This is a genomic window from Pseudorhodoplanes sp. (assembly GCF_059499825.1).
Window position 1 is genome coordinate 133,351 of the sequence record NZ_JCABZI010000018.1, and the last position, 24,565, is coordinate 157,915.

The 24,565-nt window shown below is 64.4% G+C and carries 31 protein-coding genes; 16 read left to right on the forward strand and 15 right to left on the reverse strand.

Annotated elements, in window-relative coordinates; all coding sequences use genetic code 11:
* Positions 1 to 70 precede the first annotated feature (70 nt).
* The 5 genes from AC5I5I_RS22180 (at position 71) to AC5I5I_RS22200 (ending at position 4,353) form a co-directional block, all read left to right on the forward strand.
* Entirely contained in the window at positions 71 to 646 is a 576-nt protein-coding gene (locus AC5I5I_RS22180) for a hypothetical protein (protein ID WP_495976686.1), read from the forward strand.
* 116 nt (positions 647 to 762) lie between these two features.
* Positions 763 to 1,713 (forward strand): ribose-phosphate pyrophosphokinase, encoded by a 951-nt coding sequence (locus tag AC5I5I_RS22185; protein ID WP_495976687.1) that lies wholly within the window; start codon positions 763 to 765, stop codon positions 1,711 to 1,713.
* Between the two features lie 331 nt (positions 1,714 to 2,044).
* Positions 2,045 to 2,545 (forward strand): type III secretion system chaperone family protein, encoded by a 501-nt coding sequence (locus AC5I5I_RS22190; RefSeq protein ID WP_495976907.1) that lies wholly within the window; start codon positions 2,045 to 2,047, stop codon positions 2,543 to 2,545.
* Between the two features lie 200 nt (positions 2,546 to 2,745).
* Positions 2,746 to 3,579 (forward strand): pyrroline-5-carboxylate reductase, encoded by an 834-nt coding sequence (gene proC, locus AC5I5I_RS22195; protein WP_495976689.1) that lies wholly within the window; start codon positions 2,746 to 2,748, stop codon positions 3,577 to 3,579.
* Between the two features lie 114 nt (positions 3,580 to 3,693).
* On the forward strand, positions 3,694 to 4,353 hold the full coding sequence (locus AC5I5I_RS22200) for a TetR/AcrR family transcriptional regulator (protein WP_495976690.1): 660 nt from the start codon (positions 3,694 to 3,696) through the stop codon (positions 4,351 to 4,353).
* Positions 4,354 to 4,365: 12 nt separating this feature from the next.
* Here the strand turns inward: AC5I5I_RS22200 and AC5I5I_RS22205 are convergent, their stop codons facing one another.
* The 3 genes from AC5I5I_RS22205 to AC5I5I_RS22215 all read right to left on the reverse strand — a co-directional run bounded on the left by AC5I5I_RS22205 (position 4,366) and on the right by AC5I5I_RS22215 (position 7,295).
* Positions 4,366 to 5,751, reverse strand: a complete 1,386-nt coding sequence (locus AC5I5I_RS22205) for an ATP-binding protein (RefSeq protein ID WP_495976692.1) — start codon at positions 5,749 to 5,751, stop codon at positions 4,366 to 4,368.
* A 277-nt stretch (positions 5,752 to 6,028) separates the two neighbouring features.
* Positions 6,029 to 6,745, reverse strand: a complete 717-nt coding sequence (locus tag AC5I5I_RS22210; protein ID WP_495976694.1) for a response regulator — start codon at positions 6,743 to 6,745, stop codon at positions 6,029 to 6,031.
* Between the two features lie 10 nt (positions 6,746 to 6,755).
* On the reverse strand, positions 6,756 to 7,295 hold the full coding sequence (locus AC5I5I_RS22215; RefSeq protein WP_495976696.1) for a MarR family winged helix-turn-helix transcriptional regulator: 540 nt from the start codon (positions 7,293 to 7,295) through the stop codon (positions 6,756 to 6,758).
* 227 nt (positions 7,296 to 7,522) lie between these two features.
* Between AC5I5I_RS22215 and AC5I5I_RS22220 the strand changes: the two genes are divergently transcribed.
* A complete protein-coding gene (locus AC5I5I_RS22220; protein WP_495976698.1) occupies positions 7,523 to 8,407 on the forward strand; it encodes a branched-chain amino acid aminotransferase in 885 nt (294 codons plus the stop codon).
* 147 nt (positions 8,408 to 8,554) lie between these two features.
* Here the strand turns inward: AC5I5I_RS22220 and moaE are convergent, their stop codons facing one another.
* From moaE to uvrC, 4 genes are all read right to left on the reverse strand, one after another.
* On the reverse strand, positions 8,555 to 9,016 hold the full coding sequence (moaE, locus tag AC5I5I_RS22225; protein WP_495976700.1) for a molybdopterin synthase catalytic subunit MoaE: 462 nt from the start codon (positions 9,014 to 9,016) through the stop codon (positions 8,555 to 8,557).
* The gene (gene moaD, locus AC5I5I_RS22230; protein ID WP_495976909.1) at positions 9,016 to 9,267 is read right to left on the reverse strand and encodes a molybdopterin converting factor subunit 1; all 252 of its coding nucleotides are present in this window, start codon (positions 9,265 to 9,267) and stop codon (positions 9,016 to 9,018) included. Before moaD ends, moaE begins: the two co-directional genes overlap by 1 nt.
* A 55-nt stretch (positions 9,268 to 9,322) precedes the next feature.
* A complete protein-coding gene (pgsA, locus tag AC5I5I_RS22235) occupies positions 9,323 to 9,979 on the reverse strand; it encodes a CDP-diacylglycerol--glycerol-3-phosphate 3-phosphatidyltransferase (protein ID WP_495976702.1) in 657 nt (218 codons plus the stop codon).
* Positions 9,980 to 10,076: 97 nt separating this feature from the next.
* Positions 10,077 to 12,131 carry an excinuclease ABC subunit UvrC gene (uvrC, locus tag AC5I5I_RS22240; RefSeq protein ID WP_495976704.1) on the reverse strand — a complete coding sequence of 685 codons (2,055 nt, stop codon included), beginning with the start codon at positions 12,129 to 12,131 and terminating at the stop codon, positions 10,077 to 10,079.
* A 270-nt stretch (positions 12,132 to 12,401) separates the two neighbouring features.
* Between uvrC and AC5I5I_RS22245 the strand changes: the two genes are divergently transcribed.
* Complete coding sequence (locus AC5I5I_RS22245) at positions 12,402 to 13,025, forward strand: outer membrane protein (RefSeq protein ID WP_495976706.1); 624 nt, start codon at positions 12,402 to 12,404, stop codon at positions 13,023 to 13,025.
* A gap of 106 nt (positions 13,026 to 13,131) precedes the next feature.
* Here AC5I5I_RS22245 and AC5I5I_RS22250 read toward each other — a convergent pair whose 3' ends face one another.
* From AC5I5I_RS22250 to AC5I5I_RS22270, 5 genes are all read right to left on the reverse strand, one after another.
* On the reverse strand, positions 13,132 to 13,737 hold the full coding sequence (locus AC5I5I_RS22250; protein ID WP_495976708.1) for a glutathione S-transferase family protein: 606 nt from the start codon (positions 13,735 to 13,737) through the stop codon (positions 13,132 to 13,134).
* 104 nt (positions 13,738 to 13,841) lie between these two features.
* Entirely contained in the window at positions 13,842 to 14,057 is a 216-nt protein-coding gene (locus tag AC5I5I_RS22255) for a cold-shock protein (protein WP_495976710.1), read from the reverse strand.
* Positions 14,058 to 14,261: 204 nt separating this feature from the next.
* On the reverse strand, positions 14,262 to 15,167 hold the full coding sequence (locus tag AC5I5I_RS22260; RefSeq protein WP_495976712.1) for a 23S rRNA (adenine(2030)-N(6))-methyltransferase RlmJ: 906 nt from the start codon (positions 15,165 to 15,167) through the stop codon (positions 14,262 to 14,264).
* A 93-nt stretch (positions 15,168 to 15,260) separates the two neighbouring features.
* The gene (locus AC5I5I_RS22265; RefSeq protein WP_495976714.1) at positions 15,261 to 16,031 is read right to left on the reverse strand and encodes a ribonuclease T2 family protein; all 771 of its coding nucleotides are present in this window, start codon (positions 16,029 to 16,031) and stop codon (positions 15,261 to 15,263) included.
* A gap of 89 nt (positions 16,032 to 16,120) precedes the next feature.
* Entirely contained in the window at positions 16,121 to 16,585 is a 465-nt protein-coding gene (locus AC5I5I_RS22270; protein ID WP_495976716.1) for a hypothetical protein, read from the reverse strand.
* A gap of 295 nt (positions 16,586 to 16,880) precedes the next feature.
* Between AC5I5I_RS22270 and AC5I5I_RS22275 the strand changes: the two genes are divergently transcribed.
* The 6 genes from AC5I5I_RS22275 (at position 16,881) to AC5I5I_RS22300 (ending at position 20,776) form a co-directional block, all read left to right on the forward strand.
* Positions 16,881 to 17,351 carry a PaaI family thioesterase gene (locus tag AC5I5I_RS22275; RefSeq protein WP_495976718.1) on the forward strand — a complete coding sequence of 157 codons (471 nt, stop codon included), beginning with the start codon at positions 16,881 to 16,883 and terminating at the stop codon, positions 17,349 to 17,351.
* A 94-nt stretch (positions 17,352 to 17,445) separates the two neighbouring features.
* Entirely contained in the window at positions 17,446 to 18,018 is a 573-nt protein-coding gene (locus AC5I5I_RS22280; protein WP_495976720.1) for a hypothetical protein, read from the forward strand.
* A gap of 138 nt (positions 18,019 to 18,156) precedes the next feature.
* Positions 18,157 to 18,306: a hypothetical protein gene (locus AC5I5I_RS22285; protein WP_495976721.1), complete on the forward strand. Its 150-nt coding sequence runs from the start codon at positions 18,157 to 18,159 to the stop codon at positions 18,304 to 18,306.
* Between the two features lie 146 nt (positions 18,307 to 18,452).
* Positions 18,453 to 18,632 (forward strand): hypothetical protein, encoded by a 180-nt coding sequence (locus tag AC5I5I_RS22290; protein WP_495976723.1) that lies wholly within the window; start codon positions 18,453 to 18,455, stop codon positions 18,630 to 18,632.
* A gap of 19 nt (positions 18,633 to 18,651) precedes the next feature.
* Complete coding sequence (locus AC5I5I_RS22295; RefSeq protein ID WP_495976725.1) at positions 18,652 to 19,032, forward strand: DUF1236 domain-containing protein; 381 nt, start codon at positions 18,652 to 18,654, stop codon at positions 19,030 to 19,032.
* A 181-nt stretch (positions 19,033 to 19,213) separates the two neighbouring features.
* Positions 19,214 to 20,776 (forward strand): caspase family protein, encoded by a 1,563-nt coding sequence (locus AC5I5I_RS22300; RefSeq protein WP_495976727.1) that lies wholly within the window; start codon positions 19,214 to 19,216, stop codon positions 20,774 to 20,776.
* A gap of 9 nt (positions 20,777 to 20,785) precedes the next feature.
* Here the strand turns inward: AC5I5I_RS22300 and AC5I5I_RS22305 are convergent, their stop codons facing one another.
* The 3 genes from AC5I5I_RS22305 to AC5I5I_RS22315 form a co-directional block, all read right to left on the reverse strand.
* Complete coding sequence (locus AC5I5I_RS22305; protein ID WP_495976729.1) at positions 20,786 to 21,169, reverse strand: hypothetical protein; 384 nt, start codon at positions 21,167 to 21,169, stop codon at positions 20,786 to 20,788.
* Positions 21,170 to 21,329: 160 nt separating this feature from the next.
* Positions 21,330 to 21,872, reverse strand: coding sequence for a hypothetical protein (locus AC5I5I_RS22310; RefSeq protein ID WP_495976731.1), 543 nt, complete (start codon positions 21,870 to 21,872; stop codon positions 21,330 to 21,332).
* A gap of 130 nt (positions 21,873 to 22,002) precedes the next feature.
* Positions 22,003 to 22,434 (reverse strand): nuclear transport factor 2 family protein, encoded by a 432-nt coding sequence (locus AC5I5I_RS22315; RefSeq protein ID WP_495976733.1) that lies wholly within the window; start codon positions 22,432 to 22,434, stop codon positions 22,003 to 22,005.
* Between the two features lie 390 nt (positions 22,435 to 22,824).
* On the opposite strand from AC5I5I_RS22315, the gene AC5I5I_RS22320 reads away from it, so the two are divergent.
* From AC5I5I_RS22320 to AC5I5I_RS22330, 3 genes are all read left to right on the forward strand, one after another.
* Entirely contained in the window at positions 22,825 to 23,142 is a 318-nt protein-coding gene (locus AC5I5I_RS22320; protein ID WP_495976735.1) for a hypothetical protein, read from the forward strand.
* A gap of 322 nt (positions 23,143 to 23,464) precedes the next feature.
* Complete coding sequence (locus tag AC5I5I_RS22325; protein ID WP_495976737.1) at positions 23,465 to 23,779, forward strand: hypothetical protein; 315 nt, start codon at positions 23,465 to 23,467, stop codon at positions 23,777 to 23,779.
* Between the two features lie 25 nt (positions 23,780 to 23,804).
* On the forward strand, positions 23,805 to 24,560 hold the full coding sequence (locus tag AC5I5I_RS22330; protein WP_495976738.1) for a type 2 periplasmic-binding domain-containing protein: 756 nt from the start codon (positions 23,805 to 23,807) through the stop codon (positions 24,558 to 24,560).
* The last annotated feature ends 5 nt before the right edge of the window (positions 24,561 to 24,565 follow it).

Below are 24,565 nucleotides of genomic sequence, written 5' to 3' on the forward strand. Positions count from 1 at the left end.
TGATTCCCGGTACGGATTCCTCGACCGGCCGAGACGGACCGCCAGAGTCCCATCGGCCAACGGGGGTGTCATGTTCTTGCGGTCGGCGCGCATTGTCGGCGTCCTTGCGCTTGCCCTGTCGGCTGCTGCCTGCAACACCACGGGCGGGCTGCCGGCCGGCCAGCATTCCACAATTGCGTTCGATCGCGTCGATGGGCTGCCCCCGGCGGTGTTCGACCGCTATGTGCGCAAGCTCAACGAGGAGGCGGAGGCCAAGAAGGTCCCGGTCGTGACCCGCGAGGGCTTCGCGCCGTATCGGATCAAGGGATACGCCTCGGTCTGGACGAAGGGCCGGCAGGCCACGATGTCGTGGGTCTGGGAGGTTTTCGACTCCAACGGGGAACGCGTCATTCGCATCGCCGGCGACGAAAAAGCCGGGAGCGCCGGCCGGGATGCCTGGCAGGCGGTGAACGACGAGGTCCTGGCCCGCGCCGCGCGCAGCGGCATGGAGCAGCTCGCGGTCTATTTCCGCGGTCCCGACACCCAGGCGCAAGCGGTCGCGACGGCCGCGCTGGAAGCGGCTCCGCCGCCTGCAGCGGATCAGCCGGCACGGTCCCGCCAGCCAGTCACCCCCGGGCGCATCGCCGCGGTGGCATCGCCGCGCTGACGGCCGGAAATCCGTTAGGGAGAACAAATTCCGCCATATTGCGGAACCGGGTCGCCGCCTGTATCAGTCCGGCGCGCCAAAAGGTCACGCGTCAGAGAGAGCCAGCGAGGAGAAGGATGGCGAAAAACGGAGCGATCAAGCTCGTCGCCGGGAATTCCAATCCTGCGCTTGCGTCCGAAATCTGCAATTACCTGAAATTGCCGATCACCAAGGCGGTGGTGCGCCGCTTTGCCGATATGGAAATCTTCGTGGAAATCCAAGAAAACGTGCGCGGCGCGGACGTCTTCGTGGTCCAGAGCACGTCTTTCCCGGCCAACGATCACCTGATGGAGCTGTTGATCATCATCGACGCGCTGCGCCGCTCGTCGGCGCGCCGGATCACGGCGGTGGTGCCTTATTTCGGATATGCCCGTCAGGACCGCAAACCCGGCCCCCGAACGCCGATCTCCGCCAAGCTGGTCGCAAACCTGATCACCCATGCCGGCGCCGACCGGGTGATGACCCTCGACCTGCATGCCGGCCAGATCCAGGGCTTCTTCGATATTCCGACCGATAACCTGTTCGCGTCTCCGGTCATGGTCCGCGACATCAAGGAGCGGTTCGACCTCGCCAAACTGATGGTGGTGTCGCCGGATGTCGGCGGCGTGGTGCGCGCCCGCGGCCTGGCCAAGCGCATCAACGCGCCGCTCGCCATCATCGACAAGCGGCGCGAGCGTGCGGGCGAGTCCGAGGTCATGAACGTGATCGGCGAGGTCGCCGGCCATGTCTGTATCCTGGTCGACGACATCGTCGATTCCGGCGGCACGCTGGTGAATGCCGCCGACGCGCTGCTCGCGCAGGGCGCGACCGAGGTCTATGCCTATATCACCCATGGCGTGCTGTCGGGCGGCGCCGTCGCCCGGGTGACGACGTCGCGGCTGAAGGAGCTGGTGATCACGGATTCGATCCAGCCGACCAAGGCGGTCAAGGACGCGGCGAATATTCGGGTGCTGCCGATCGCCCAGCTGATCGGCGAAGCCATCGGCCGCACCGCGCACGAAGAATCGGTGTCGAGCCTGTTCGACTGATCGGCGGCTCGCTTCGCGCGCCAGATGACTCCCCGATGACAGCTTTCGCGCGATCACCTGTGCATTGAGTCAAACTGACGCAGCGTGGATTGTGGACATTGATCCTGCGCGCGTTGCCCCGATTCAAAAAATCAACGACCACGTGACTGCGATTCATTCTTGGCTTGGTTGCGCGGAATCGGTGCGGCTATAGTCGGAGTGCCAAGTGATTCGGTAATCGCGAGTCAATCCGGCGTTGCCGGATTGCGTTGCGGCGGAATGTCCCGTCTCGGCGACATGATCGGTACGCGTGCGTTGGTGCAGCGCAGAGCCTCGCAGGCGGCAGATGAAGATGGCATTGACCCAGATTAACGAGACGGCGCAGAGCAATCCGCTCGATGTCGTCGAACGCATCGCATCGGTCAATGACTGGTCGTTCGAGCGATCGGGCGACGACGAGATCAACATTCTGATCAAGGGCCGCTGGGTCGACTATCAGGTGTCGTTCACCTGGATGGAAGAGCTCGAAGCGCTGCACCTCGCCTGTGCCTTCGACATCAAGGTCGCCGAGCGACGCCGCGCCGAGGTGCAGCAGTTGATCGCGCATATGAACGAGCAGATGTGGATCGGCCATTTCGACCTGTGGACCGCGGACGGGCTGGTGATGTTCCGCCACGCACTGGTGCTGACCGGCGGTGTCGAAGCGACCGACGATCAATGCAAGGCCGTGCTGGGAACCGCGATCGACACCTGCGAGCGCTATTTCCCGGCCTTCCAGTTCGTGCTCTGGGCCGGCAAGTCCGCCCGCGAGGCGATGGACGCGGCGATGTTCGAGACCTCGGGCGAGGCTTGATCTTTCTTTCCACGTCAAGCGTTTCGCGGACTCCCTCAGCCTGAAAGGGAAGGGTTTGGGAGGGGGGCTTTTCTGTGTTGCTTGACCCCCACCCGATTTGCTTCGCTTAGTCTTGCGATCGGGCCGCGCTTCGCGCGAACCCGTTGGCTCGCAAATCGACCTCCCCCTTTCAGGGGGAGGTGAAGCAAGAGTGATGCGCGATGATACAATCCGACCAACACCGTCTCGATGACATTGGCCTGCTCGCGCTTGTCGGCGCGGGCAAGATGGGCGCCGCGATGCTGGAGGGCTGGCTCGCGCTCGGCCTCGATCCGCAAAATGTGGTGGTGATCGAGCCGCAGCCATCGGAGGAGTTGGTGGCGCTGTCGATGAAGGGCATCGTCCTCAACCCGCCGGCCGGCGCGGTATCCAACATCGCGACGATCGTGCTGGCGGTGAAGCCGCAGGTCGCCGCCGACGTGCTGCCGCAGGTCGCGGCGCTGACGCAGGCGGATACGCTGGTGCTCTCGATCATGGCCGGCAAGACGCTGGCATTCCTGCAGGCATCCCTGCCGAAAGCGGCGATCGTGCGCGCGATGCCGAATACGCCGGCGGCGATCGGCAGGGGGATTACGGTCGCCGTGCCGAGCGAGGCGGTGACTGCGGAGCAGAAGCAACGCGCGCATGCCTTGCTCGCGGCGTCCGGCGCCGTCGAATGGATCGACGACGAGCGGCTGATGGATGCGGTTACGGCCGTGTCCGGCTCGGGGCCGGCCTATGTGTTCCTGCTGGCCGAGACGTTGGCGCGTGCCGGCGTTGCGGCCGGCCTGCCGGAGGACCTGGCGGCGAAGCTTGCGCGGGAGACCGTCGCGGGCTCGGGCGAATTGCTGCATCGCTCGCCGCTCGATCCGGCGACGTTGCGCACCAATGTGACCTCGCCGGCCGGGACCACGGCGGCGGCGCTCGATGTGCTGATGGCGTCAGATGGCCTCGATCCGCTGATGCGGCAGGCGGTGGCGGCAGCGACCCGGCGCTCGAAGGAGCTGGCCGGCTGACGGCCCGGCCGGCTCGACGCCAGGAGCCCCGGACATGGGCCGATAAAATCGGCCATGGAAGTACCGCGTTCGCGCACCTACATGGAAGTCGCGGCAGTCGAACCGGAGTTCCCCATGACCGACGGCATGAAACGCCAGACCATCATCGATGCCCTGCTGACCCTGCTGGCGAGTGAACCGCTCGACCGCATCGGCCTGGACGACGTCGCAAAAGCCGCGGGGGTATCGCTGGCCGACCTGCGTGGCGAGTTTCCGTCCATTGTCGCGATCCTGTCCGCGCATATGAAGGATGTCGACCGCAAGGTGCTCGCAGCCGATGCCTCGGACATGGACGAGGAGCCCGCACGCGAGCGCCTGTTCGATGTGCTCATGCGGCGTCTGGACGCGCATGCCGGCCACAAGGCCGCGATCCGGTCGCTGATGCGCTCGACCCTGTGCAATCCGCCGCTCGCTCTGGTCATGAACGGCCTCGCCGCGCGTTCGATGAGCTGGATGATGACCGCCGCCGGCATCTCCGCTGCGGGACCGAAAGGTGCGCTGCGGGCGCAGGCGCTGGCGCTGATGTATGTGCGGGTGCTCTCGGTCTGGGCCAATGACGAAGATCCCGGTCTCGCCCGTACCATGGCCGCACTGGACCGCGAGCTTGCACGCGCCGAGCGCTGGTCGGGCATGCTGGATACCCTGCTGGCCATTCCGGAGCGGCTGCAGGCGGGGCGCTGGCGCGCGCGACGGCGTCGCGACCCCAATCCCGACGACGATATCGTCGCCGCATAGCTCATCTTTTTTCTATACCGGCACGCGCACCGTGGCGCGCAGGCCGCCCAGCGGGGAATCGCCCAGCATGATGTCGCCGCCATGCGAGCGGGCGATGTCGCGCGCGATCGCGAGGCCCAAGCCGGTGCCGCCCTTGTCCTGATTGCGCGCATTGTCGAGACGCAGGAACGGCTTGAACACTTCCTCGCGCTGCGCCGGCGGAATGCCGGGTCCGTCGTCGTCGATGGTGATGGTGAGCCAGCGATGGTCGCGGTGTCCGGTGATCGCGATCGAATGGGCATAGCGCGCCGCATTGGTGACGAGATTGGCGAGGCAGCGCTTGAACGCCGCCGTCTTCACCGTCACCACCGGCTGACCCGAGAATTCCACGCTCGCCTTGTGTCCAGTGCGTTCGGCGTCGTCCTTCAGCTCTTCGAGGAAGGCGGCCATGTCGGTCGGCAAGGCCTGCTCGCCCATGTCGCCGCGGGCGAAGGCGAGATAGGCCTCCAGCATCCGCTGCATCTCGTCGACATCTTTCTTCAGGGCATCGATTTCAGGCGCGTTGCCGAGCATCGCGAGTTCGAGCTTGAAGCGTGTCAGGATGGTGCGCAGGTCGTGCGACACGCCGGCGAGCATGGTGGTGCGTTGTTCGATCGCGCGCTCGACACGCAGCTTCATTTCGATGAAGGCGACCGCCGCGCGACGGACCTCGCGCGCGCCGCGCGGCCGGAAATTCGGCATGTCACGGCCCTTGCCAAAGGCCTCGGCAGCGTCGGCGAGGCGCAGGATCGGCCGGATCTGGTTGCGTAGGAAAATGATGGCGACGGTCAGCAGCACCAGCGAAGTGCCGACCATCCAGAACAGGAAGATCTCCGAATTGGATGCATAGGCCGCGCTTCGCGGCGCCAGCACGCGCATCACCGCATTGTCGAGCTGGATGCGGATCTCAACCAGCGCCGATTTGCCGACGGTGTCGATCCAGAACGGGCGCTTGATCTTGCGCAGCTCCACCGACAGCGCCTGATCGAGCAGCGAGAAAAACGGCTTCGGTCCCGGCGGCGGCATTTCGGTCGCGGGCAGGAAATCGACCACGAGTCCCAGCCGTTCCTGTGCGATCCGCCGGATCTGCGTGTTCTGTGCGTCCTGCGGATAGCCGCGATAGACGTCGATCAGCGCCGCGATATCGGAGACCACTGCCGACGACAGCTTCTGCGTGACCGAATTCCAGTGCCGCTCCATGAACACGAAGGCGACCACCGATTGCAGGACGACCATCGGCGCGATGATGATCAGCAGGGCTCGTGCATAAAGCCCTGTCGGCATGAAGCGCTTGACCGTCTTGCCGAGCCGGTCCCAGGCCAGGTTCACCCGATAGACAACGGAGCGGATGGTCTGGAGGCCGACATCGAGACTGGTCATGGCAGTCTCTCTTGTCCCTCTGCCCGCGCCGAAGTCGGATGTTTCCGACTTCGGCCACCGAATAGTGACACAACTCGGGTAAACCCGAGTTGCGTTTGGGGAGAGGGTGCCGAGCGCAGCAGGCGTGAGGCGGGTGAGGGGGGCTGGCAGCACCTTGCTTTGTCGAAGCTCCCCCTCACCCGACTTGCTCGCTTCCGCTCGCAAGCCGACCTCTCCCCGTAAACGGGGAGAGGTAAAGGTGAAGAAGCGCTTCGCTTCGTCATAAGATGCCGACGCCTCAAGGCGACACAACGAGTCGATAGCCGATGCCGCGCACCGTCTGCACGAAAAGCGGATTGGCGGGATCGCGCTCGATCTTGCGGCGCAGCCGGTTCACCTGCACGTCGACCGCGCGTTCGTTGGCCGCCGGGTCGTTGCCGGCGAGCGAAAGCCTCGGCACCGTCTCGCCCGGGGACCCAGCCAACACCCGCAGCATGTCGCGTTCGCGGTCGGTGAGGCGAACGCTGTCTTCGCCACGTTTCAGTTCGCCGCGACCGATATGGAACATGAAATCGCCGAACCGCACCGATTCGACTGGCGCGGGCGCAGCAGGCTGCGCCCGCTTCAGGATATTGTTGATGCGCAGCGAGAGCTCCCGCGGCTCGAACGGCTTCGCAACGTAATCGTCGGCACCGATCTGCAAGCCCTCGATCCGCATCGCGGTTTCATCGCGCGCGGTCAGCATCAGGATCGGCACGCTCGACGACGAGCGCAGCGATTTGGCGAGATCGAAGCCACTCTCGCCGGGCATCATCACGTCGAGGATCAAAAGATCGAAATGCAGGCCGTTGAGCTTGGCGCGCGCCTCGGCCGCATTGTCGGCAGTGGTCACGCGATAGCCCTCGGCGGCGAGGAACCGTGACAACAGGTCGCGGATACGCCGGTCGTCGTCGACGACCAGGAGGTGGGGCGCGTCATCGGCCGGACTTGCGGGAGCGGCGCGGGTGATGTCCATCAGGGTCGCCTCAGGGCTTGCCGGGTCGCAGCCGGTCCGCGCGCGTGATCAGCTGCAGCACGTGATCGCGTTCGCGATTGTCGATCATCGCGATCAGGAAGGCGCGTGCATCTTCGTGTCCGCCGGGGCCGATCTCGGCCAGGGCGCGCGCGATCCGTTCGGTCTGGAGGCCGGCGAGTTTCATGGCCAGCGCTTCGCCCTTGGGCGTGGCATAAAGAAGGCGCTGGCGGCGGTCGCTTTCGCCCTCTTTCTGCAGCACATAACCCTGATCCACCAGCTGCTTCAGCACCCGTCCGAGCGACTGTTTGGTGATGTTGAGGATGTCGAGCAGGTCCGCGACCTTGATGCCGGGGTGACGGGTCACGAAATGCACGACGCGGTGGTGCGCGCGGCCGAAGCCGAATTTCGCCAGCGCCTCATCGGCATCGCCGACGAAATCGCGATAGGCGAAGAACAAAAGCTCGATCAGGTCCCAGACCGGCTCGCCGGCGGGCCGGGCCGGGCCGGCGTCGTTGGTGCTGGGGCGGTCGCGAAGAGGCGTCACGGACATGCTAAGGACCGGCTGTTATTTAGGTCAGCACTATTGACATAATTACGGAAGATTGTTACCGAAAGTGGCACTGTAACGAAATATCCTGTTCTTTCGGTCCGGCTGGTTCCGGCGCGCTGTGCGTGCCGGCTAGGGTCGGACAATAATGGGAATGGACGCGTCAGGCAAAAATGCCCGATGCAAGAAGTACGACCACTCTGCCCAGAGCTTCGCCAAGGAGGAAGCCGATGTCCGTGCCCTTCGATCAATTGCCAGGTCTGATCTGGTTCGACGGCAAGCTCGTCCCCGGTCCCGAGGCGAAGATTCACCTGCTGACCCACGGCCTGCATTACGCCAGCGCGGTGTTTGAAGGCGAGCGCGCCTATGGCGGCGAAATCTTCAAGAGCACCGAGCATTCCGAGCGGCTGAAGAAGTCGGCGAATATCCTCGATTTCGAAATCCCGTATTCGGTCGCCGAAATCGACGCGGCCAAGCAGCTGGTGATCGACAAGAACGGCATGCCGGATTCCTACGTTCGCCCGATCGCCTGGCGCGGGTCCGAACAACTCGGCGTGTCGGCGCAGAACAATGCGATCCATCTCGCCATCGCGGCGTGGCAATGGCCGAGCTATTTCGACCCCGAGCAGCGGCTGAAGGGGATCAAGCTCGATCTCGCCGAATACCGGAGGCCGGATCCGCGGACGTCACCGTGTCTGGCCAAGGCGGCCGGCCTCTACATGATCTGCACCATCTCGAAGCATCGCGCCGAGCGGCGCGGTTTTGCCGATGCGATGATGCTCGACTGGGAGGGCCGGGTCGCGGAATGCACCGGCGCCAACATCTTCTTCATCAAGGACGGCAAGATCCACACGCCGACCGCCGATTGTTTCCTCGACGGCATCACCCGGCGCACCGCGATCGATCTCGCCAAGCGGCGCGGCATCGAGGTGATCGAGCGGCGCATCATGCCCGAGGAATTGTCGGGCTTCTCCGAGTGCTTCATCACTGGCACTGCGGCGGAAGTCACCGCGGTGGCGCAGATCGACAAGTGGAATTTCACGCCGGGCGCCATCACCAAGCAATTGATGGACGACTACACGGCGGAAGTGCAGCCGAAGTCGCGCGCGGCGTAGCTGTATGATCCGTCATCCTGAGGCGCCCGCGCGTAGCGCGGGCCTCGAAGGATGCTCGGCCGGGCCGTCGCCCTTCGAGGCTCGCTTCGCTCGCACCTCAGGGTGACGGATCAGGGATGCACCGTGACGCGAAATCACACTGCGGCCTTATCCCTTCGCCCACCGCGCTGCCGCCTCGTCGTCGGCGTCCTTTGCAGCGACCCAGTCCTGTCCGTCCGGGCGTTCTTCCAGTTTCCAGAACGGCGCCTGCGTCTTGAGATAATCCATCAGGAAGGACGCGGCCTCGAACGCGGCCTGGCGATGCGCCGAGGCGGTGACAACAAGCACGATATTGTCGCCGGGCATCATGCGGCCGAAGCGGTGGATCACGGTCACGCCCCGCAGCGGCCAGCGTCGCTCCGCTTCCGCCACATGCCGCGCAATCTCTTCTTCGGCCATGCCGGGATAATGCTCGAGCGTCATGGCGCTGACGCCGCGTCCGCCTTCGTGATCGCGGCAGATGCCGCTGAAGGTGACGACCGCGCCGATATCGGTCCGCCCATGCGTCAGTTTTGCGGCTTCCGCGCCGGCGTCGAAATCCTCGCTTTGCAGGCGGATGGTGGCGGCCATCATCCCCCCGTCATCGGCGGAAAGAATGCGATCTCGTGCGCGTCGGCGATTTTCGTCGTGGGCTGGACGTGTTTGCGATCGATGGCGGCGCGGATCACCTTCGGATTCTCGAAGGCATAGGCATATTCCTCGCCACGCTCGGCGAGCCAGGTCATCAATTCGGCCACAGTCGAGACGTCCGCGGGCGGCGCGACCTGTTCCTCGGTCTTGCCGATGCGCTCACGTACCCAGGCGAAATACAGAAGCTTCACGATGTCCTCACGCCTCACGTCGTCAAGGAGGCGTCGCACCGGCAGGCTGCGCGCCTCAATCGTCGATAATATGCCGCAACCCGGCGCGGAAATAGTCCCACCCGGTATAGAGCGTCAGGATGGCGGAAACCCACAGCAGCACCAGACCGATGGTCGTGGTCAGCGGCAGCATCTCGTCGGCGTATTTCCAGCGCCATTCCATGAAGCTGGTCGGCAAATAGTAATCCACCGCCTCGCCGCCAAGCAGGAATCCGATCGCGATCAGCTGCAGTGTCGTCTTCCACTTGGCCAGTTGCGTCACCGGAACGCTGACCCGCAATTCCGCGAGAAATTCCCGCAGGCCCGACACCAGGATTTCGCGGCACAGGATGATGATGGCGGCGAATAGCGACCAGCCCTTGATGGTCTCGTCGGCGGCCAGCATCAGCAGGCAGGACGCGACCAGGAGTTTGTCGGCGATCGGGTCCAGCATGCGGCCGAGCCGCGATTGCTGGCCCCAGGAGCGGGCGAAATAGCCGTCGAAGAAATCGGTGATGGCAGCCGCGATAAAGATTCCAAGCGCAACCAGCCGGAGCCAGAGGCCGCCCTGCAGGATCGCCTGCCAGTACATGCAAGCGACGAGCATCGGAACCGCCGCGATCCGGCAATAGGTCAGCACATTGGGCAGCGAGAATGCGCCCCCCTCAACGCGTTGCGACGACACGGAATTCATCTCCTCAGCGAACACACCCGGTACGCCCGCGTCAACCCGCCCAGTGGCGAATGGCGCAACTTGTCCCGCTCCTCACCGGCGGCCTGAAAACGCGGCATTATCGGGCCGGCCGTTCGTGGAAAAAGTCGTGGATTCGCCGTGCGGTATCGGCGTTGATGCCCGGAACTTTCGCCAGATCGCCGAGCGAGGCCCGCTCGATTGCTTTCAGCGTGCCGAAATGGTTCAGCAGCGCCCGTTTTCGCGTGGGTCCGATCCCGGGGATTTCCTGCAGGCCGCCCTCCCGAATATCGCGCTTCCTGCGGGTTCGGTGCGAGCCGATGGCGAACCGGTGCGCCTCGTCGCGCAGCCGTTCGATGAAATACAGCAGCGGGTCGCGCGGCGGCAGCCGGAACGGTTCGCGGCCGTCCATGAAGAAGGTTTCGCGTCCGGCATCGCGGTCCTTGCCCTTGGCGATCGCAACCAGCGGCACATCGGTGACGCCGAGCGCTTTCAGCGTTTCGCGGGCGGACGTAAGCTGGCCCTGTCCGCCGTCGATCAGGACAAGATCGGGCCAGGGCGTCTCCACGCCCGCGACGTCGTTCGTTTGCTCTTCGATTTCCGCGGGCTGCTCATCTTCCGTTTGAGGAAGAGGCGAAGGGGCGGGTGAGGATGACGCACGCGGATGCTCGCTGATCAGCCGCTTGAATCGCCGCTCCAGCACCTCGCGCATCATGCCAAAATCGTCGCCCGGCGTCAGGTCGCCGGAGCGGATGTTGAACTTCCGATACTGGTTCTTGACGAAGCCCTCCGGCCCCGCGACCACCATCGCGCCGACCGCGTTCGATCCCTGAATGTGGCTGTTGTCGTAGACCTCGATCCGGCGCGGCAGTGCGGGCAGTCCGAACAGCTCGGCGAAGGATTTCAGCAAGGCCTGTTGCGATGATGTTTCCGCGAGCTTGCGCCCGAGCGCCTCGCGCGCATTGGCGAGCGCATGGTCGACCACGTCGCGCTTCTCGCCGCGCTTCGGCCGGCTGACTTCGACCGAATGTCCGCTCTTGGTCGACAGCGCCGCGGCGAGGAGCGCGCGCTCGGGCAGTTCTTCCGACACCAGGATCGTCCGCGGGCACGGCTTGTCGTCGTAGAATTGCGCAATGAAGGCGTTGAGGACGTCTTCTGCCGGCAGCCCGCGATCGGCCTTGGGGAAATAGGCGCGGTTGCCCCAGTTCTGTCCGGTCCGGAAGAAGAAGACCTGCACGCAATTGTAGCCGCCAGCCTGGTGGATCGCGAACACGTCGGCATCGTCGACACCGCGCAGATTAACTCCCTGCTGCGACTGGATCGCAGACAGCGCCGCCAGACGGTCGCGGTAGATTGCTGCGCGTTCGAAATCCAGCGCCTGCGATGCCTTTTCCATCTCCTGCGCCAGCAATTGCTTCACGGCATGGCTCTTGCCGGACAGGAATTCACGTGCCTCGCGCACCAGCTCGGCATAGGCGTCGGGTGCGATTTCTCCGGTGCAGGGCGCCGAGCAGCGCTTGATCTGATGCAGCAGGCAAGGGCGGGTGCGGCTCTCATACACCGCGTCCGAGCAGGAGCGGATCAGGAAGGCGCGTTGCAGCGCGGTGATGGTCCGGTTCACCGCCCAGACCGAGGCGAACGGACCGAAATAATCGCCCGGCCGGGTGCGGGCGCCGCGGTGCTTGAGAATTTGCGGCGCCGGATGATCGCCGCTGATGACGATATAGGGAAACGACTTGTCGTCGCGCATCAACACGTTGAAGCGCGGCCGCAATCGCTTGATCAGATTGGCTTCGAGAAGAAGCGCCTCGGTCTCGGTGCGCGTGGTGACGAATTCGATCGAGGCGGTTGCCGCGATCATGCGCGCGATCCGGGTGTCGTGTCCGGTCGGCCGCGCATAGGAGGCGAGGCGCTTTTTGATGCTCTTGGCCTTGCCGACATAGAGCACATCGCCGGCCGCATCGAGCATACGATAGACGCCCGGAGTTGCGGGCGCGTGCTTCAGATATTCGGCGATCGTGGCGCGTCCGCCGGCCGGCAGCGACAGAGCCGGCTCGTCCGGCGCTGCGTCAGGCTCCGCCAGCGGCAGGCTCTGATCCTCATCCTCGTCGCTGAGGTCGAGTTCAGGTTCGATATCGGTCTTTCGGCCATTCATGAGAGACGGTTCAGATGTTCCCGGCAGGGCTTTTGCGCAAGGCCGGCTTCGCGTAGCCCCGCGTGCGGCGCGTGGTCAATGGATCGTTAACAGAGGTTTCCGTGATTTTAACGGTCCGTTAGCGATGCGTTTAGCTCATCGGTCCGATTCACGAGTGCTTAACTTAAACAACCCGATAACTCTTAGCAGAAAAGGCCATCGATCGGCCGTTGGCGCGGGCATGTCCCGCGCGACCGCAATGACTGCGGAACCTGTGCAGGAGTGAGTCAGATGAAAAAATCGCTGTTCGGGGCTGCGCTGGCGACGATGGTGATTTCGGGTCACGCGCAGGCTGCCGATATCGGCTATGGGCAACCGCAATATGCGCCGCCCCCGCCGCCCGTCGCGTTCCGCTGGATGGGGCCGTATATCGGCGCCAATGTCGGCTATCAGTGGGGATCCGTCGACAACAATCCGGCAAAGCCCTCCGGCGCGGCAGGCGGTCTGCAGGCCGGCTACAACTGGCAGAACGGCAATTTCGTTTTCGGCGTCGAGGGCGACCTCAACATCACCAATGCCGACGACACCTTCGCGCCATGGAAATTCTCCAACCCCTGGTTCGGCACGTTGCGCGGTCGCCTCGGCATCGCGGCGTGGAGCGGCGTTCTGTTCTATGGCACCGGCGGTCTTGCCTTCGGAAGCCTCGAGGCCGAAACGTGGGGTGGCCTGTCCGAGACCCGCAACAGTCTCGGCTGGACGGTCGGCGCGGGCGCCGAAGTCGCGCTCAATCAGAACTGGTCGGTCAAGGCCGAGTATCTGTATCTCAGCTTCGCCGAGCGCTCCTTTAGTGTGACCGGCACCGACAACGGCCTCAACAACAATCTGCTCCGCTTCGGCGTCAATTACCGGTTCTGATCGGAGCCTGGCGTTACCGGCATTGCGAAGGACCCGCGGGTCACGCCCGCGGGTGAAGGCAAGCCTCTCGCAGCGTGCGCGTGTCGTGAATCCGAAGGTCGCTTGATTAGGGCTTGACCCGGGTTTCCTCGAAGGCGGGCACCTGTGCGGCGAACCGATCGAGCCAGGCCACCAGTTTCGGATGACTGGCGCGCCAGGTGCCGCCGAAACGCAGATCCTGATACCCGAGTGCGCAGGCCAGCGTGATCTGTCCGACATGCGGGACGGGATCGAGGGCCTGAGGTTCGCTCTCGAGCGCGGCAAGCGCGCGAGTGACTTTCCCGGCCTGATACTCGAGCCATGGCTGGTGACGGATCGCTTCCGGCCGGTAGCGCGCCTCATAGACCTGCAGGATCGACGCATCGAGGATGCCGTCGCACAGCGCCTGCATCCGCAAAGCCGCGAAGCGGGCATCGGGTGCTTGCGGAACAATGCGGCCCCCGCCGGCGAGATGGTCGAGATAATCAAGGATCACGCGGGAATCGAACAGCGTCAGTCCGTCATCGAGAACAAGCGCCGGAATTTTTCCGAGCGGGTTCTGCGCACGCAAGGGATCGGCTTCGTTGTTGGTATCGGCCGGTTGAATGTCGATGCGGCTTGAAAGACCGAGCACGGCTGTGGCGATCGTAACCTTGCGCCCGAAAGGGGACGGTGGCGCGGAACGAAGGATCATGGAGATTTCCGATTGCGGGACGTCGATGAAAAAAGATGCTGACAACGGCGGTCGCTATCGCGCCGCGCGCGGGCATGCAAGACGGCAGGTTTTTGAGTTGCGGGCTATCCGGTGACCACGAGGTTTACGGCTTTCGGCCCCTTGCCCTTTTTGTCGGGCTCAACGTCGAAGCTGATCCGCTGCCCTTCCGCCAAGGACTTCATGCCGGCCTGCTCTACCGCCGTGATGTGGACGAACACGTCTCGTCCACCATCGTCCGGCTTGATGAAGCCGTAGCCACGCTCACCGTTGAAGAATTTGACAATCCCCGTTTGAGCCATCGGGGAACTCCTTTCCCGCAATTTCTAAGCCGCCGTCCCCCACGGCGCGGCGGCTCGGCCGGACATTCACGATCGGGGAAAGCGTCAGCCTTTTTTACGGGGCCTCGGTCACTCCGCCGGCCCCCCTAAGAGGGCGGAACGTCAAAGCCAACATCGTCAGTAAAGACCAATGTTTTACGTGTGGAAAGAGAATTGGTGTGGATTTCAGCCCGCTGCGACGGTCCGCACGCTGATTTCGCTGTTTTCTCCGGGCCAGAACGCTTGCGCCAGCGCTGGCAGCAAAATTTGCGCTTCGCTCCGGAGAGTCCAGGGTGCGTTGACGACCAGCAACCCCGTGCCGCGCAATCCTTTGCCGGCTACCGCAGCGCGGGACAGTTCGATCTGCAACAACTTTGCAAGTCCGAACGCGGCGAGCGACTTGCCGAAGCGGACGATCTCGCGCCGATCCTTGATTGGGTACCAGAGCAGGATCGTGCCGACCGGCCATTTGCGATGCGCCGCAGCGACGGCTTGCGCGGCGCGCTGCAACTCGTCGTCCTGTTCGTAAGGCGGATCGATCAGCACAAGGCCGCGCTTTTCCTTCGGCGGAATATATGCATTCAGCGCGGTCCAGCCGTCGATCGCTATCGCCTTGATGCGCGCGTCGCCGTGCAGATTGCGCGACAGCATGCGTGCCGCATTGGCTTCGAGTTCGCAGGCGATCAGCCGGTCCTGGGGCCGCAGCCATTGCCTGATCAGAAGCGGCGAGCCGGGATAAAAAGCGGGTGCGGCGACAGACGTGTCGTCCGGTGAGGGCAGACGTTCGCGATCTGGCGCGACACCGGGCTTGCTGCCCGGATTGTACGCCGCGATCGCGGACAGATAGGGCTCCAGCAACGCCGCGACACCGGCGTCGAATGCGTGTTGCCACACCCGTCCGATGCCACCCTGCCATTCGCCGCCGCGCCGCGCCTCGTCACTCCGCAGATCGGTGAGACCGGTGCCGGCATGAGTGTCGATGACGCGGAATGCGGTTTCCTTCTTGCGCAGATGCGTCACCACGCGCGCGAGCAGCGCGTGCTTGACGACATCGGCAAAATTGCCGGCATGGAAGGCGTGTCGGTAATTCATCGGCGCGGCAGGGTGACTGCGCGAACGTGTTCGTCAAGAGCCGCGGTCTTCAATGCGCGCCGACATAGTGCGCCGAGCCCGATATCGGCCGGCTCAGCCGCCGCGGACAGGCGGCATCATCACTTTCTCGCCGCGACAGGAACGGCGGTCGACTTCCGAGCAGCTACGGAATTGCAGATCCTTCGACATGCAGATCCGCACCTCGCTCAGCCGCCGGCTATCGCAGGTCACGGCGATGCCGTCCGCCGACAGGCCGGGATTGGCTTCGATGAAGGCCTTTTCCACTTCACCCGGCGTGACCGCCAGATACTTTTCGACGTCCTTGAACTGCGCCGGAATCTGCACGGTCTCGCGCGCCTTGCGCACGGTATCGAAATATTGCTGCCCGTTCATGCCAGTGCAGGTGCCGTGCCGGTCCCACTGGTTAAACACAAGGCGCGGCGCCGGCATGATGTCGAGCATGGTGTTGACGATGTTGCGCGAGAGCCGCGGCGCCGGGACCTGACAGTCACGCGGGAAGCCGCGCTCATATTGCGGCCAGAGCCCGTGCACGACGAAGGAATAGGGACGCTCGCCGGCGCATTGCTGCAGGTTGGACCGGCCGCCATTGCGCTCGCGCGACGATTCGCAGAATGACGGCGACCACGACAAGGCGAGCACATAGAAATCGAAGCGGCCCGGCTGGTTGCGCGCATCGTTGCGGCCGCCGGACTCGAAGCGCTCTCCGGACTGGAAGCGCTCTTGCGCTCGCTGTTGCGCGAAGCGGTCGCCGGTATCCGGTCGCACGTCCTGCGCGAATGCCGAGACCACCATGATCAGAGAGAAGGCAAGGATGACCGCGAAACGGTCGGCAATCGTCAGCATGTTACGCCCCCGACGGATGACCTACACCACAGGCAGGCTATCCCGGCAAAAAGAACATTACAAGAACAAATGAAAAAGAGCCGCTGGAATTATGGTCGCATCATCCGGCAGGCCGGATTACTGGCCCAGTTGCGGTCGAGGCCGACCACGCACCACTCGACGCCCCACGTAGCGCCGATCATGCCGAGATCCTCGCCGATGAGATAATGCACCGGCCGCCAGACCCCGTCCGAGATCAGCGCGCGCGCCGTGCAGAAGCGCCGCGGGATGGTGTCGGACGACCAGGGGCGGTTGGCGGTCTCGTGGATCTCGTCGAACTTCACGATGCCCAGACGGGAATTCCAGAACGCGAATTCCTTGTTGTTGAAGCGGCTCTGGATCGCGCCGAGCGCCCAGCCGCTGTCGCAGGCCGGCATGTCGCCGCTATAGCGCGGCCCGCTCATCCAGAAATTCTTTTCCAGCCAGTTGGCGGCCACAGCCCGAGGGATGGCCTGAGGAATCAGGGCCAACCCAACGACCATTGCGGCGAGCACCAGAAAAAAGCGCCTAGACATAGAACCCCCCAACCGAGCGTGCAGACGGTGCCGCTGCGCACGGGCGTGGTCAAGAGATTGCTCGGTCCGGTGGCCTCCGATGTGCATTTTTTGGCGGAGTGTGGCCCCGCCTGCCGGTGGGTTTGGCCCGCGCTTGTACACAGATTTCGGCTGCGGAGACTCATACTCCCTTACCGCGTGGCGTTTTCCGGACAATACTGTCAGGGCCTGATTTGCGACAGCCTGGCGGGCTCAGGCGCGGCTCTCATCCTGCGGGGCCGACGCCCGGCGATCCGCGGGGAAGCGGGGGAAGCGAATGTCAGCAGACGCCCCGGCACCGACGCCAAGCATGTTCGGCTTGCGCGCCGCGAGCCGGCTGATGCTGGAGGTAATACCGCCCTGGACGCAGGAACTCGGCCTGCTGATCGAAGCGGTGGAGGCCTGGCGCCCGGCCGGTGCCGCGCCCGACTGGAATCCCGGCGCGGTCCTTCGGCTGCCGTTCACGCGCAAGGCCTGCGCCGACGGCAAGACCATCTCAACGCAGGCGGTGATGGCATTCGCCGATGCGGCGATGATCTTTGCCTGCGCCGCGGCCTGGAATGGCTATCGCCCGATGACCGCGATCGATCAGACCGCGCATTTTCTGGGGCCAGCGCAATTCGATCTGCTTGCCGATGCCCGTATCCTGCGCGCTGGCACCACCACGAGCTTCGGCCGGGTGTCGATTTTTGGCGCATCCGGTCGGCAGCCGGTAGCGATGATGTCGGGCGCATATACGATGGTTTAGCGCCGCGTCCGGAACTGCCGGTCGGGTCGATGCATTGAAAGGCGGAGATTATCCGCGGCGGTAGAGCAGGCCGCTCCTTAGCACGGTACCTGTCATGAAACACACGCTTCCCACATTCTGCGCAGCTCTGCTGTTTTCCGCCGCCGGTGCAGGCATGGCTTTGGCGCAATCAACGGGAGCGCCGGCGCCGGCCCAAGCCGGCGACGATCCGTCGATGGCGCAACCGGAGGGTTCGACCCAACCGGCCCTGCAGGCCCCGGAGCCTGTTCACAATCCCGAATCAACTGTCGGCCTCGCGCCGACCGATCAGCCGGTCAACAACGCAAAGCCCCGGGTGGCCGGCCAGATCGTACCGTCGTCGCAGGAAACTGCAGCGCATAACGTCTCGATTTTCGAGCACGACCTGCAGCCGACCCTGACGCACACCTTCAATTTCACCGACGAACAGAAGCAAGCCATTGTCAGTGCGCTCGCCCAGGAGAAAGGCGACGGAACCGCCACGCTTGAAGAGACGCAGGTGGTTCCGCCGTCTATTTCGCTGAAGCCGGTTCCCGACAGCATCGGTGAGCAGATGCCGTGGGTGAAACCGTACTATTACGCGAAGCTCGGAGACCGGATTGCGTTGGTCAATCCGCTCGGGCGTTACGTCGTCTCGATCATCGAGTGACTTGCGTCGGGCACGCCGCATCGCGTAGGCAGCGTTATCGAATAATCAATCACTGCGCCCTATTTCATGGCTCGCGGCTTCTTCCGGCCGTCGCTGCGAAGTGCCTTGTGCGCCTTGAGTTCAGACAGGACGTCGAGAATGCCGGACAAGAAGGGCCTCAGACTGGTCGGACTGGCGTATGGCTGCGCCGTCGCCATCATCGCGATGATCGCACTGGTCGTGGTCACGGGTCATATCAACACCGCCGTCGAAGCAAGTCCTGATCCGGTGATTCTGTCGTCACGCTAAGTCGTGCCGAACCGATAGGCACGATCGGACGGGGGCCAGAGTTGGGCCGCCAGTTGCTCCACTTGTGCCAATAACCCGAATTCAAACCGCGGGAACCAGCTCCGCCTCAGCCGCGTTGTATCGCGGACACCCCACGGAGCCTGCGAATGACACACCCCTCGACTGAGAAGCGCGGCGGCAATCCCGACGTGAATAAGCATCCCGCCGCACGCGATCAAAGCGAGGCTGAAAAAAAGCTCGAGCAGGGCCTGGAAGAAAGCATGGCCGGATCCGATCCGGTCAGCGTGACGCAGCCGGCGCCGAGCAAGGCAGATCGGAAAAACTGACCGCCAGGGGGCGGATATCATGTCGTATGAAAAGCTACGCTCGATCGCGGTCGCGGCAACGCTTGCGCTGGCCCCGATCGCGACGCCATCGCTGGCCCAAACTAATGGAGCCGCGACGCCGGCCCCCGGGATTGGGCTGACCGCCGATCACAAGCGCACGATCTATAGCGAGGTCGGGCAGGAGCCGGCCCGGCCGATACCCGAGGGTAGCGCGGTCTCGATCGGGGCCCAGATACCGGATTCGGTTATGCTCAACGAAATGCCGGTGTCGGTGAAAGACAAGATCGGCGTCCTGCGCGATTTCAAGTTTGCAAAGCTGCCGGATGAAACGATCGTGATTGTCGATCCGGCCAAGCGCCAGATCGTTGATATCGTCAGCAAGAGCGACGGCGCCCTCTAAATTTTGCTTGCGCCGCATTCGCTCATGCCGTGCGCGGACCTACAAACCCGCGTGAACGGCGCTGGCTTCTGCCGCGACATAGCTTGGACGTCTGCCCCCGCACTGGTAGGATTGTTCCGCAATTTTCGGCCACGAGCCGGCGTTTGCGGGTCCAGGGGTTGCGGTCCAAGGGTGCGCGATGATGCGATTGGCAATGGTTGTTTGCAGCCTTTGGGTTGCCCTGTCGTTTGACATTCCGGATGCCCGCGCCGAGAAGCGGGTGGCGCTGGTGATCGGCAACAGCGCCTATCAGAACGCCAGTCAGCTCGCCAATCCGGCACGCGATGCGAACGCGGTCGCCGGGCTCTTCCGCAATGCCGGGTTCGATGTGGTCGAGAGCAAGCTCGATCTTGGCAATCTCGAATTCAAGCGCGCCGCGCGCGACTTCACCGCGATCGCGCGCGACTCCGACATTGCCGTGATCTATTTCGCCGGCCACGGGATCGAGGTGAACGGCACGAATTATCTTGTGCCGGTCGATGCGAAGCTGGCCAGCGATTTCGATGTCGAGGACGAAGCGCTCTCGCTCGACCGCATGATGCGGGCCATCGAGCCGGCGCGGCGGCTGCGCCTTGTCATCCTCGACGCCTGCCGCGACAACCCGTTCGTCCGCACGATGCAGCGGAGCGTCGCGACTCGCAATGTGAGCGGCGGGCTCGCCAAGGTCGAACCGGTCACCACCGATACGCTGGTCGCATTCGCGACGAAACCGGGGTCGACGGCGGAGGACGGGCAGGGCGACAACAGCCCGTTCGCGGCCGCGCTCGTGAAAAACCTTGCCGTGCCCGGCCGGGATATCCGGATTGCGCTCGGCCATGTGCGCGACGACGTGATGCGGGCGACCGGGAGCCGGCAGGAACCATTCGTGGCCGGTTCTCTCGGCGGAGCCCAACTCGCGCTGGTGTCAGGCCCGGGCAAGCCGCCGGAGCCGACGCGTCAGATCTCCGTCCTGCCCAACCCTCAGGTTGCCGAGCCCGCCGCCGATCCGCAACGCGATTATGAACTGGCCGAGCGCGTCGGCACGATTGATGCGTGGGAGTCTTTTCTCGCCGTCCATCCGTCCGGCTTCTACGCGTCGCTGGCGCGCCAGCAGCGCGACAAGCTTCTGCCTCCGGCCGGGCCGCCGGCGTCGGTCGCACAGCGGCCGGTCACGCAGACTCCATCGCAAGTCGCTGCTCTGTCTGCGCCCGAAGCGAAGGTGGAGGAGCCGCGGGTCGACATGCGAGCAATCGCGCGCGACCTTCAGGTGCAGCTGAAACGCGTGGGCTGCGATCCGGGTACCACCGACGGCAACTGGTCGGCGAAATCGCGTGCCGCAATGGATCAGTTCAATCGACAAGCCGGCATGGATCTGGACACGAATGGCGCCACCGTCAGCGCATTGGAAGCGGTGAGGGTGCAGCGCGGCCGGATCTGCCCGCTCACCTGCGGCAGCGGGCAGCAGGTTTCCGGCGATCGATGCATCGCGATTCCGGCGGCCCCCAAGCAGCCGGCAAAGCAGCAGGCCAAGCGTCCGCCGGAGCGTCAGCGCCAGGCCGAGCCGCCGGTTCGGCGGCCCCCTCCGCAGCGCGAGGCGGTGCGTCCCGAGCGTATCCGGCCGCCGACCGACCGGGAGATTTTCGGAGGCGGTGGCGTCCCCGCAGGTCCGCCGGTCTCGATCGGGATCGGCGGCCGCGGTGGATTCGGAATCGGTATCGGGTTCTGACGCGGACGTTCAGTCCTTGCGGGCAGTGCCGGCCAGCGCGCCGGGCCGCAGCTGCGAGAGGGTGTCGTTGATCACCTTCATGGTCGCGACCGCCGACTGGCTGAGGCCGGCATAACCGGTGATCTCGCGGCGGACCCGGTCGCCCTCGCTTTGCAGCAGCGAGCGGATGGTCTGCAACTCGGCAATCAGACGGTCGATCTCGCCGACGGTGGCGCCGGAGACCCGCTCGATCAGGGAATTGAGATTGTCGGATTCCGCCTGCGCGGTCGCAGACGGCTCTGCGCTGCCGGGGCGGCGGCTTGAGACATCGCGGCGGATGAATTCGCGAATTTCACCTTCGAATTCGTTGGAGGCCTGGCGATCGACATCACCGAGACGCTTGATGGCCGTCATCTTGATACTCCGTTCCAAGTTGCACGCGGACCCCCGCCGTGCAGTCCCCAGGGAGTAGAGATAGCCGCACGGCAAGGAGGCACGAGCCGCACCTCACGATGGCGGACCCGCGGTCCCAATGCGGCAAATTTGGCAACGAATACCGCGCGGTCTCCGCGGGTTACCGCGCGCGGCCGGTGACCGTCCGCCAGCCGGTCTTGCCCTCGCAATCGCGGGTCTGCCGCCAGTAGACCAGACCCGGCGCCGGCTGCTTGCCTTCCATGCGCCAGCGCCCTTCGGAGCGGCAGATCAAGCGCGTCAAGCGCCCGGTGGTGCCGGCAATCTCGTTGTCCGCAGGCAGGAACGAGACGGTGGCCAGCGCGGACATGCGCCGCCCCTCAGGCCGGTGAAATTGCAGGATGCGTGCATTCGCGCCGTCACGACTGGTGGCGAACACGACGCGGACGAGCGGCTCGGCGCCGTCGGTACAGGACTGGGTGAAGACGAAGCCGCCGGAAAAGGGCAGTCGCGTCGTCGGGCCGGACGGCGTCTTGCACTTCATTCGCGATACCACCGTGGCCGGCACGTCCTTGTCGGCGAGCGTCTCGATCTCGGCAGGCTTGTCCGCGGGCTTTGACTCTGTTGTTTGAGCGCGGAGCTGCGCAGCGTTCGAGACGAGAGCAAGGAATGCAACAAATGCGGCCGCCGCCGTCATGAGCCTCATGGTTCCGCTTCCCATCGCCGCGTAGTGGTGCGCGATCACCGTTCCGCATTCGCGCGGCAACGCGGGGAATTATGCGAAACTTGCGAAGGCGCCGCAATGGCGCCTCGGGCAGCGCGGGGCGGCCGCGAGCTCAGGCGGCCGCCGACAGATCGATATGCCGGCCGAGCGCCTGTTCGGCCGCATCGAAGGTATCGAATACCGCGCGCAGCGCCATCAGCTTGTCACCGGAAAACTGCGCGAACAACGCCAGCCGCAGGCTGAGCGTGCGGCCCGAGCGCAGATCGCGGACGGTGACCCGCATCATGCTCGCGGCATGATCGCCGTCGGTGAGGGCGCGTTCCATGTCGCAGCCGCGCAATTGCAGGTTTTCGGCAATCCGGCCGAACATCGACAGGACGGCCGCCTTGCCCTTGCGGTGGCCGAAGAATGGCAGGAGATCCACCGGGCCGAATATGGTCCAGTCGATGTCGTCATGGATCAGCGGGGCGATGCGAGCAGGCTCGTGCGCGGCAAGCGCATCGCAAAATGCGCGGGCGAAACCGCGCATCGGATGGTCGGACATGAGGTTAACTGGCTCCGGGGCTGAAAATGGCGCCGGCTTTGCCCTTCTGGCTCGAAATGCCATTTCGGCTCGACATTTCGAGCGTGCTGCGGCGCCTGAAATTATTTGAAACCTAAAGCAATTTCCTTCTCAAGTCAACAATTTTTGCTGCGCCGCAATATTTGTCGGAAAATGTTGCTTTATCAGTCGTTTGGAGCAGGTCTGACCTGCAGACATGGGAGGTCCGGGGGCATATTGGCTGGCAATTCGACGCCCAAACCCCTATCTATGGAACGTCTGTCCGAGCCCTCGTGCTCCCGGCGCGCTCCAAGAGTGTGCCCTATTTCGATGATGTCTCGCCAGCGCCGCATCCGTCGCTGCGATTCTTTTAAAGCGACAGGAGTAAAGCCAATGGCGAACGAGCCCCAGTCCATCAATCGTGCCCGGTGGCAGGCGCAGGTCCGTGACCTTTCCGGGTTCGATTTTAAGGCGCCGGCCGAGCTGTATCCGAGCCGCAGCCGCCGGGTGCGCGGGCCGTTCAGCTACAAGCGCTTCAACACCGCCGCCGAAGCCGTGCGTTTCGCGGTTGAAGAGATGCCGGGCGCGGCGCTGCTTGGCGCCACGCTCGAGGTCAACGAGTCGCGCTATACCGAAGCCGAGATGCGCGCGCTTTATGACAGCCCGGCTTTTCCGCTGAAGCGGACGCAGAAGAAGAAAAGCGCGGCCTGAGCCGCGCGAAATCCTGCGCGGGTGGTAAACCCGCGCAGGACGGCCGCTCATTTCTTTCCGCTTTGTGACAGCGATGCCTTGTAGGCCGAAACCGGCTTGGTCTTGCCGGTATCGGCCTTTTGCTTTTTCTTTTCCTTGTTGGTGCGCATCTGGCCTTTTGCCATGACGTCCTCCTGTGCGATGGGCCCGCGGGCCGAAATCGAAACGTCAGATTAACACTGCTTCGTCTTTCTCCAAAGGGCGGCCGAAACGCGGCGGATGCAATTCCCCTCCGCCCGGCGATGCATTATCATTCGGCGACGCCTTCCGGAGACAAAGATCCATGGCCTTCCCCACGCCGCTCGTGCTGCTCCTGCCGCTGGCCATCGCCGCGAGCGATGCGGTGCCGCGCTTCAACATCGAACCGACCTGCAAGGGCGGTCTCGGCAGCCCCGGCCTGAACGAGCGCTACAGTCAGTGCATCTCCGAGGAGAATGCAGCCCGCTCCAAGCTGGAGGCCAACTGGTCGAAATATCCGGCCGGCGACCGCGCCAATTGCGCGCGGACCGCGGGCATGGCTTCGCCAAGCTATGTCGAGCTTCTGACCTGCCTCGAGATGGATGCCGACGCGCGGCAACTGAAATTCAACACCAAGTAAGCCCTGCGCCGGACGGACCGACCTCATGAGCATGACCCCGGCCGACGCCGTCAAGGACCTTGCGCCGGCCGGCGTGCTGCGCGCCGCGATCAATTACGGCAACGGCGTATTGGCGCAGCGTGGCGAGAGCGAACAGGCGCCGCGCGGTACCGCGTCCGATCTCGCTCGCGAACTGGGCCACCGCCTGGGTGTGCCGGTTCGGTTCGTGTCCTTTGACGGCGCCGGCGGCGTTTTCGACGCCGCGAAAGCGGTGCCGCCCGATCCGCAGGCCTGGGACGTGGCGTTCCTTGCGATCGAGCCGGTCCGCGCCGCGGAGATCGCCTTCACCGCGCCGTATGTGCTGATCGAGGGCACGTATCTCGTCCACAAGGACGCGCCATACAAGTCCGTTGCCGAACTCGACGCGCCGGGCCGGCGCATCCTGGTGACACCGAAATCGGCCTACGACCTGTATCTCACCCGCACGCTGCAGCATGCCGAACTGGTGCGCCTGCCGCCGCCGGACGCCGCGTCGCTGCCCGATCTGTTCGCGCGCGAAAAGCTCGACGCCATCGGCGGCGTGCGCCAGCTGATCGGCAAATATGCCGATACCAATCCGGACCTTCGGCTGCTGCCCGACAGCTTCATGGAGATCCGCCAGGCGATGGGGACCAAGCCCACCCGCGCGATCGGTGCCCGCTATCTGCGTGCCTTCGTCGAGGAGATGAAGGCCACCGGTTTTGTTGCCGATGCGTTGAGGCGGAGCGGGCAGAGCGCCACCGTCGCGCCGGCCGAAGCGTAACCGCC

Excerpts from the sequence above, each read along its gene's own strand:
- AC5I5I_RS22180 (WP_495976686.1), top strand. The coding sequence starts at position 71 with ATGTTCTTGCGGTCGGCGCGCATTGTCGGCGTCCTTGCGCTTGCCCTG.
- AC5I5I_RS22185 (WP_495976687.1), top strand. The coding sequence starts at position 763 with ATGGCGAAAAACGGAGCGATCAAGCTCGTCGCCGGGAATTCCAATCCT.
- AC5I5I_RS22190 (WP_495976907.1), top strand. The coding sequence starts at position 2,045 with ATGGCATTGACCCAGATTAACGAGACGGCGCAGAGCAATCCGCTCGAT.
- proC (WP_495976689.1), top strand. The coding sequence starts at position 2,746 with ATGATACAATCCGACCAACACCGTCTCGATGACATTGGCCTGCTCGCG.
- AC5I5I_RS22200 (WP_495976690.1), top strand. The coding sequence starts at position 3,694 with ATGACCGACGGCATGAAACGCCAGACCATCATCGATGCCCTGCTGACC.
- AC5I5I_RS22205 (WP_495976692.1), bottom strand. The coding sequence starts at position 5,751 with ATGACCAGTCTCGATGTCGGCCTCCAGACCATCCGCTCCGTTGTCTAT.
- AC5I5I_RS22210 (WP_495976694.1), bottom strand. The coding sequence starts at position 6,745 with ATGGACATCACCCGCGCCGCTCCCGCAAGTCCGGCCGATGACGCGCCC.
- AC5I5I_RS22215 (WP_495976696.1), bottom strand. The coding sequence starts at position 7,295 with ATGTCCGTGACGCCTCTTCGCGACCGCCCCAGCACCAACGACGCCGGC.
- AC5I5I_RS22220 (WP_495976698.1), top strand. The coding sequence starts at position 7,523 with ATGTCCGTGCCCTTCGATCAATTGCCAGGTCTGATCTGGTTCGACGGC.
- moaE (WP_495976700.1), bottom strand. The coding sequence starts at position 9,016 with ATGGCCGCCACCATCCGCCTGCAAAGCGAGGATTTCGACGCCGGCGCG.
- pgsA (WP_495976702.1), bottom strand. The coding sequence starts at position 9,979 with ATGAATTCCGTGTCGTCGCAACGCGTTGAGGGGGGCGCATTCTCGCTG.
- uvrC (WP_495976704.1), bottom strand. The coding sequence starts at position 12,131 with ATGAATGGCCGAAAGACCGATATCGAACCTGAACTCGACCTCAGCGAC.
- AC5I5I_RS22245 (WP_495976706.1), top strand. The coding sequence starts at position 12,402 with ATGAAAAAATCGCTGTTCGGGGCTGCGCTGGCGACGATGGTGATTTCG.
- AC5I5I_RS22250 (WP_495976708.1), bottom strand. The coding sequence starts at position 13,737 with ATGATCCTTCGTTCCGCGCCACCGTCCCCTTTCGGGCGCAAGGTTACG.
- AC5I5I_RS22255 (WP_495976710.1), bottom strand. The coding sequence starts at position 14,057 with ATGGCTCAAACGGGGATTGTCAAATTCTTCAACGGTGAGCGTGGCTAC.
- AC5I5I_RS22260 (WP_495976712.1), bottom strand. The coding sequence starts at position 15,167 with ATGAATTACCGACACGCCTTCCATGCCGGCAATTTTGCCGATGTCGTC.
- AC5I5I_RS22265 (WP_495976714.1), bottom strand. The coding sequence starts at position 16,031 with ATGCTGACGATTGCCGACCGTTTCGCGGTCATCCTTGCCTTCTCTCTG.
- AC5I5I_RS22270 (WP_495976716.1), bottom strand. The coding sequence starts at position 16,585 with ATGTCTAGGCGCTTTTTTCTGGTGCTCGCCGCAATGGTCGTTGGGTTG.
- AC5I5I_RS22275 (WP_495976718.1), top strand. The coding sequence starts at position 16,881 with ATGTCAGCAGACGCCCCGGCACCGACGCCAAGCATGTTCGGCTTGCGC.
- AC5I5I_RS22280 (WP_495976720.1), top strand. The coding sequence starts at position 17,446 with ATGAAACACACGCTTCCCACATTCTGCGCAGCTCTGCTGTTTTCCGCC.
- AC5I5I_RS22285 (WP_495976721.1), top strand. The coding sequence starts at position 18,157 with ATGCCGGACAAGAAGGGCCTCAGACTGGTCGGACTGGCGTATGGCTGC.
- AC5I5I_RS22290 (WP_495976723.1), top strand. The coding sequence starts at position 18,453 with ATGACACACCCCTCGACTGAGAAGCGCGGCGGCAATCCCGACGTGAAT.
- AC5I5I_RS22295 (WP_495976725.1), top strand. The coding sequence starts at position 18,652 with ATGTCGTATGAAAAGCTACGCTCGATCGCGGTCGCGGCAACGCTTGCG.
- AC5I5I_RS22300 (WP_495976727.1), top strand. The coding sequence starts at position 19,214 with ATGCGATTGGCAATGGTTGTTTGCAGCCTTTGGGTTGCCCTGTCGTTT.
- AC5I5I_RS22305 (WP_495976729.1), bottom strand. The coding sequence starts at position 21,169 with ATGACGGCCATCAAGCGTCTCGGTGATGTCGATCGCCAGGCCTCCAAC.
- AC5I5I_RS22310 (WP_495976731.1), bottom strand. The coding sequence starts at position 21,872 with ATGAGGCTCATGACGGCGGCGGCCGCATTTGTTGCATTCCTTGCTCTC.
- AC5I5I_RS22315 (WP_495976733.1), bottom strand. The coding sequence starts at position 22,434 with ATGTCCGACCATCCGATGCGCGGTTTCGCCCGCGCATTTTGCGATGCG.
- AC5I5I_RS22320 (WP_495976735.1), top strand. The coding sequence starts at position 22,825 with ATGGCGAACGAGCCCCAGTCCATCAATCGTGCCCGGTGGCAGGCGCAG.
- AC5I5I_RS22325 (WP_495976737.1), top strand. The coding sequence starts at position 23,465 with ATGGCCTTCCCCACGCCGCTCGTGCTGCTCCTGCCGCTGGCCATCGCC.
- AC5I5I_RS22330 (WP_495976738.1), top strand. The coding sequence starts at position 23,805 with ATGAGCATGACCCCGGCCGACGCCGTCAAGGACCTTGCGCCGGCCGGC.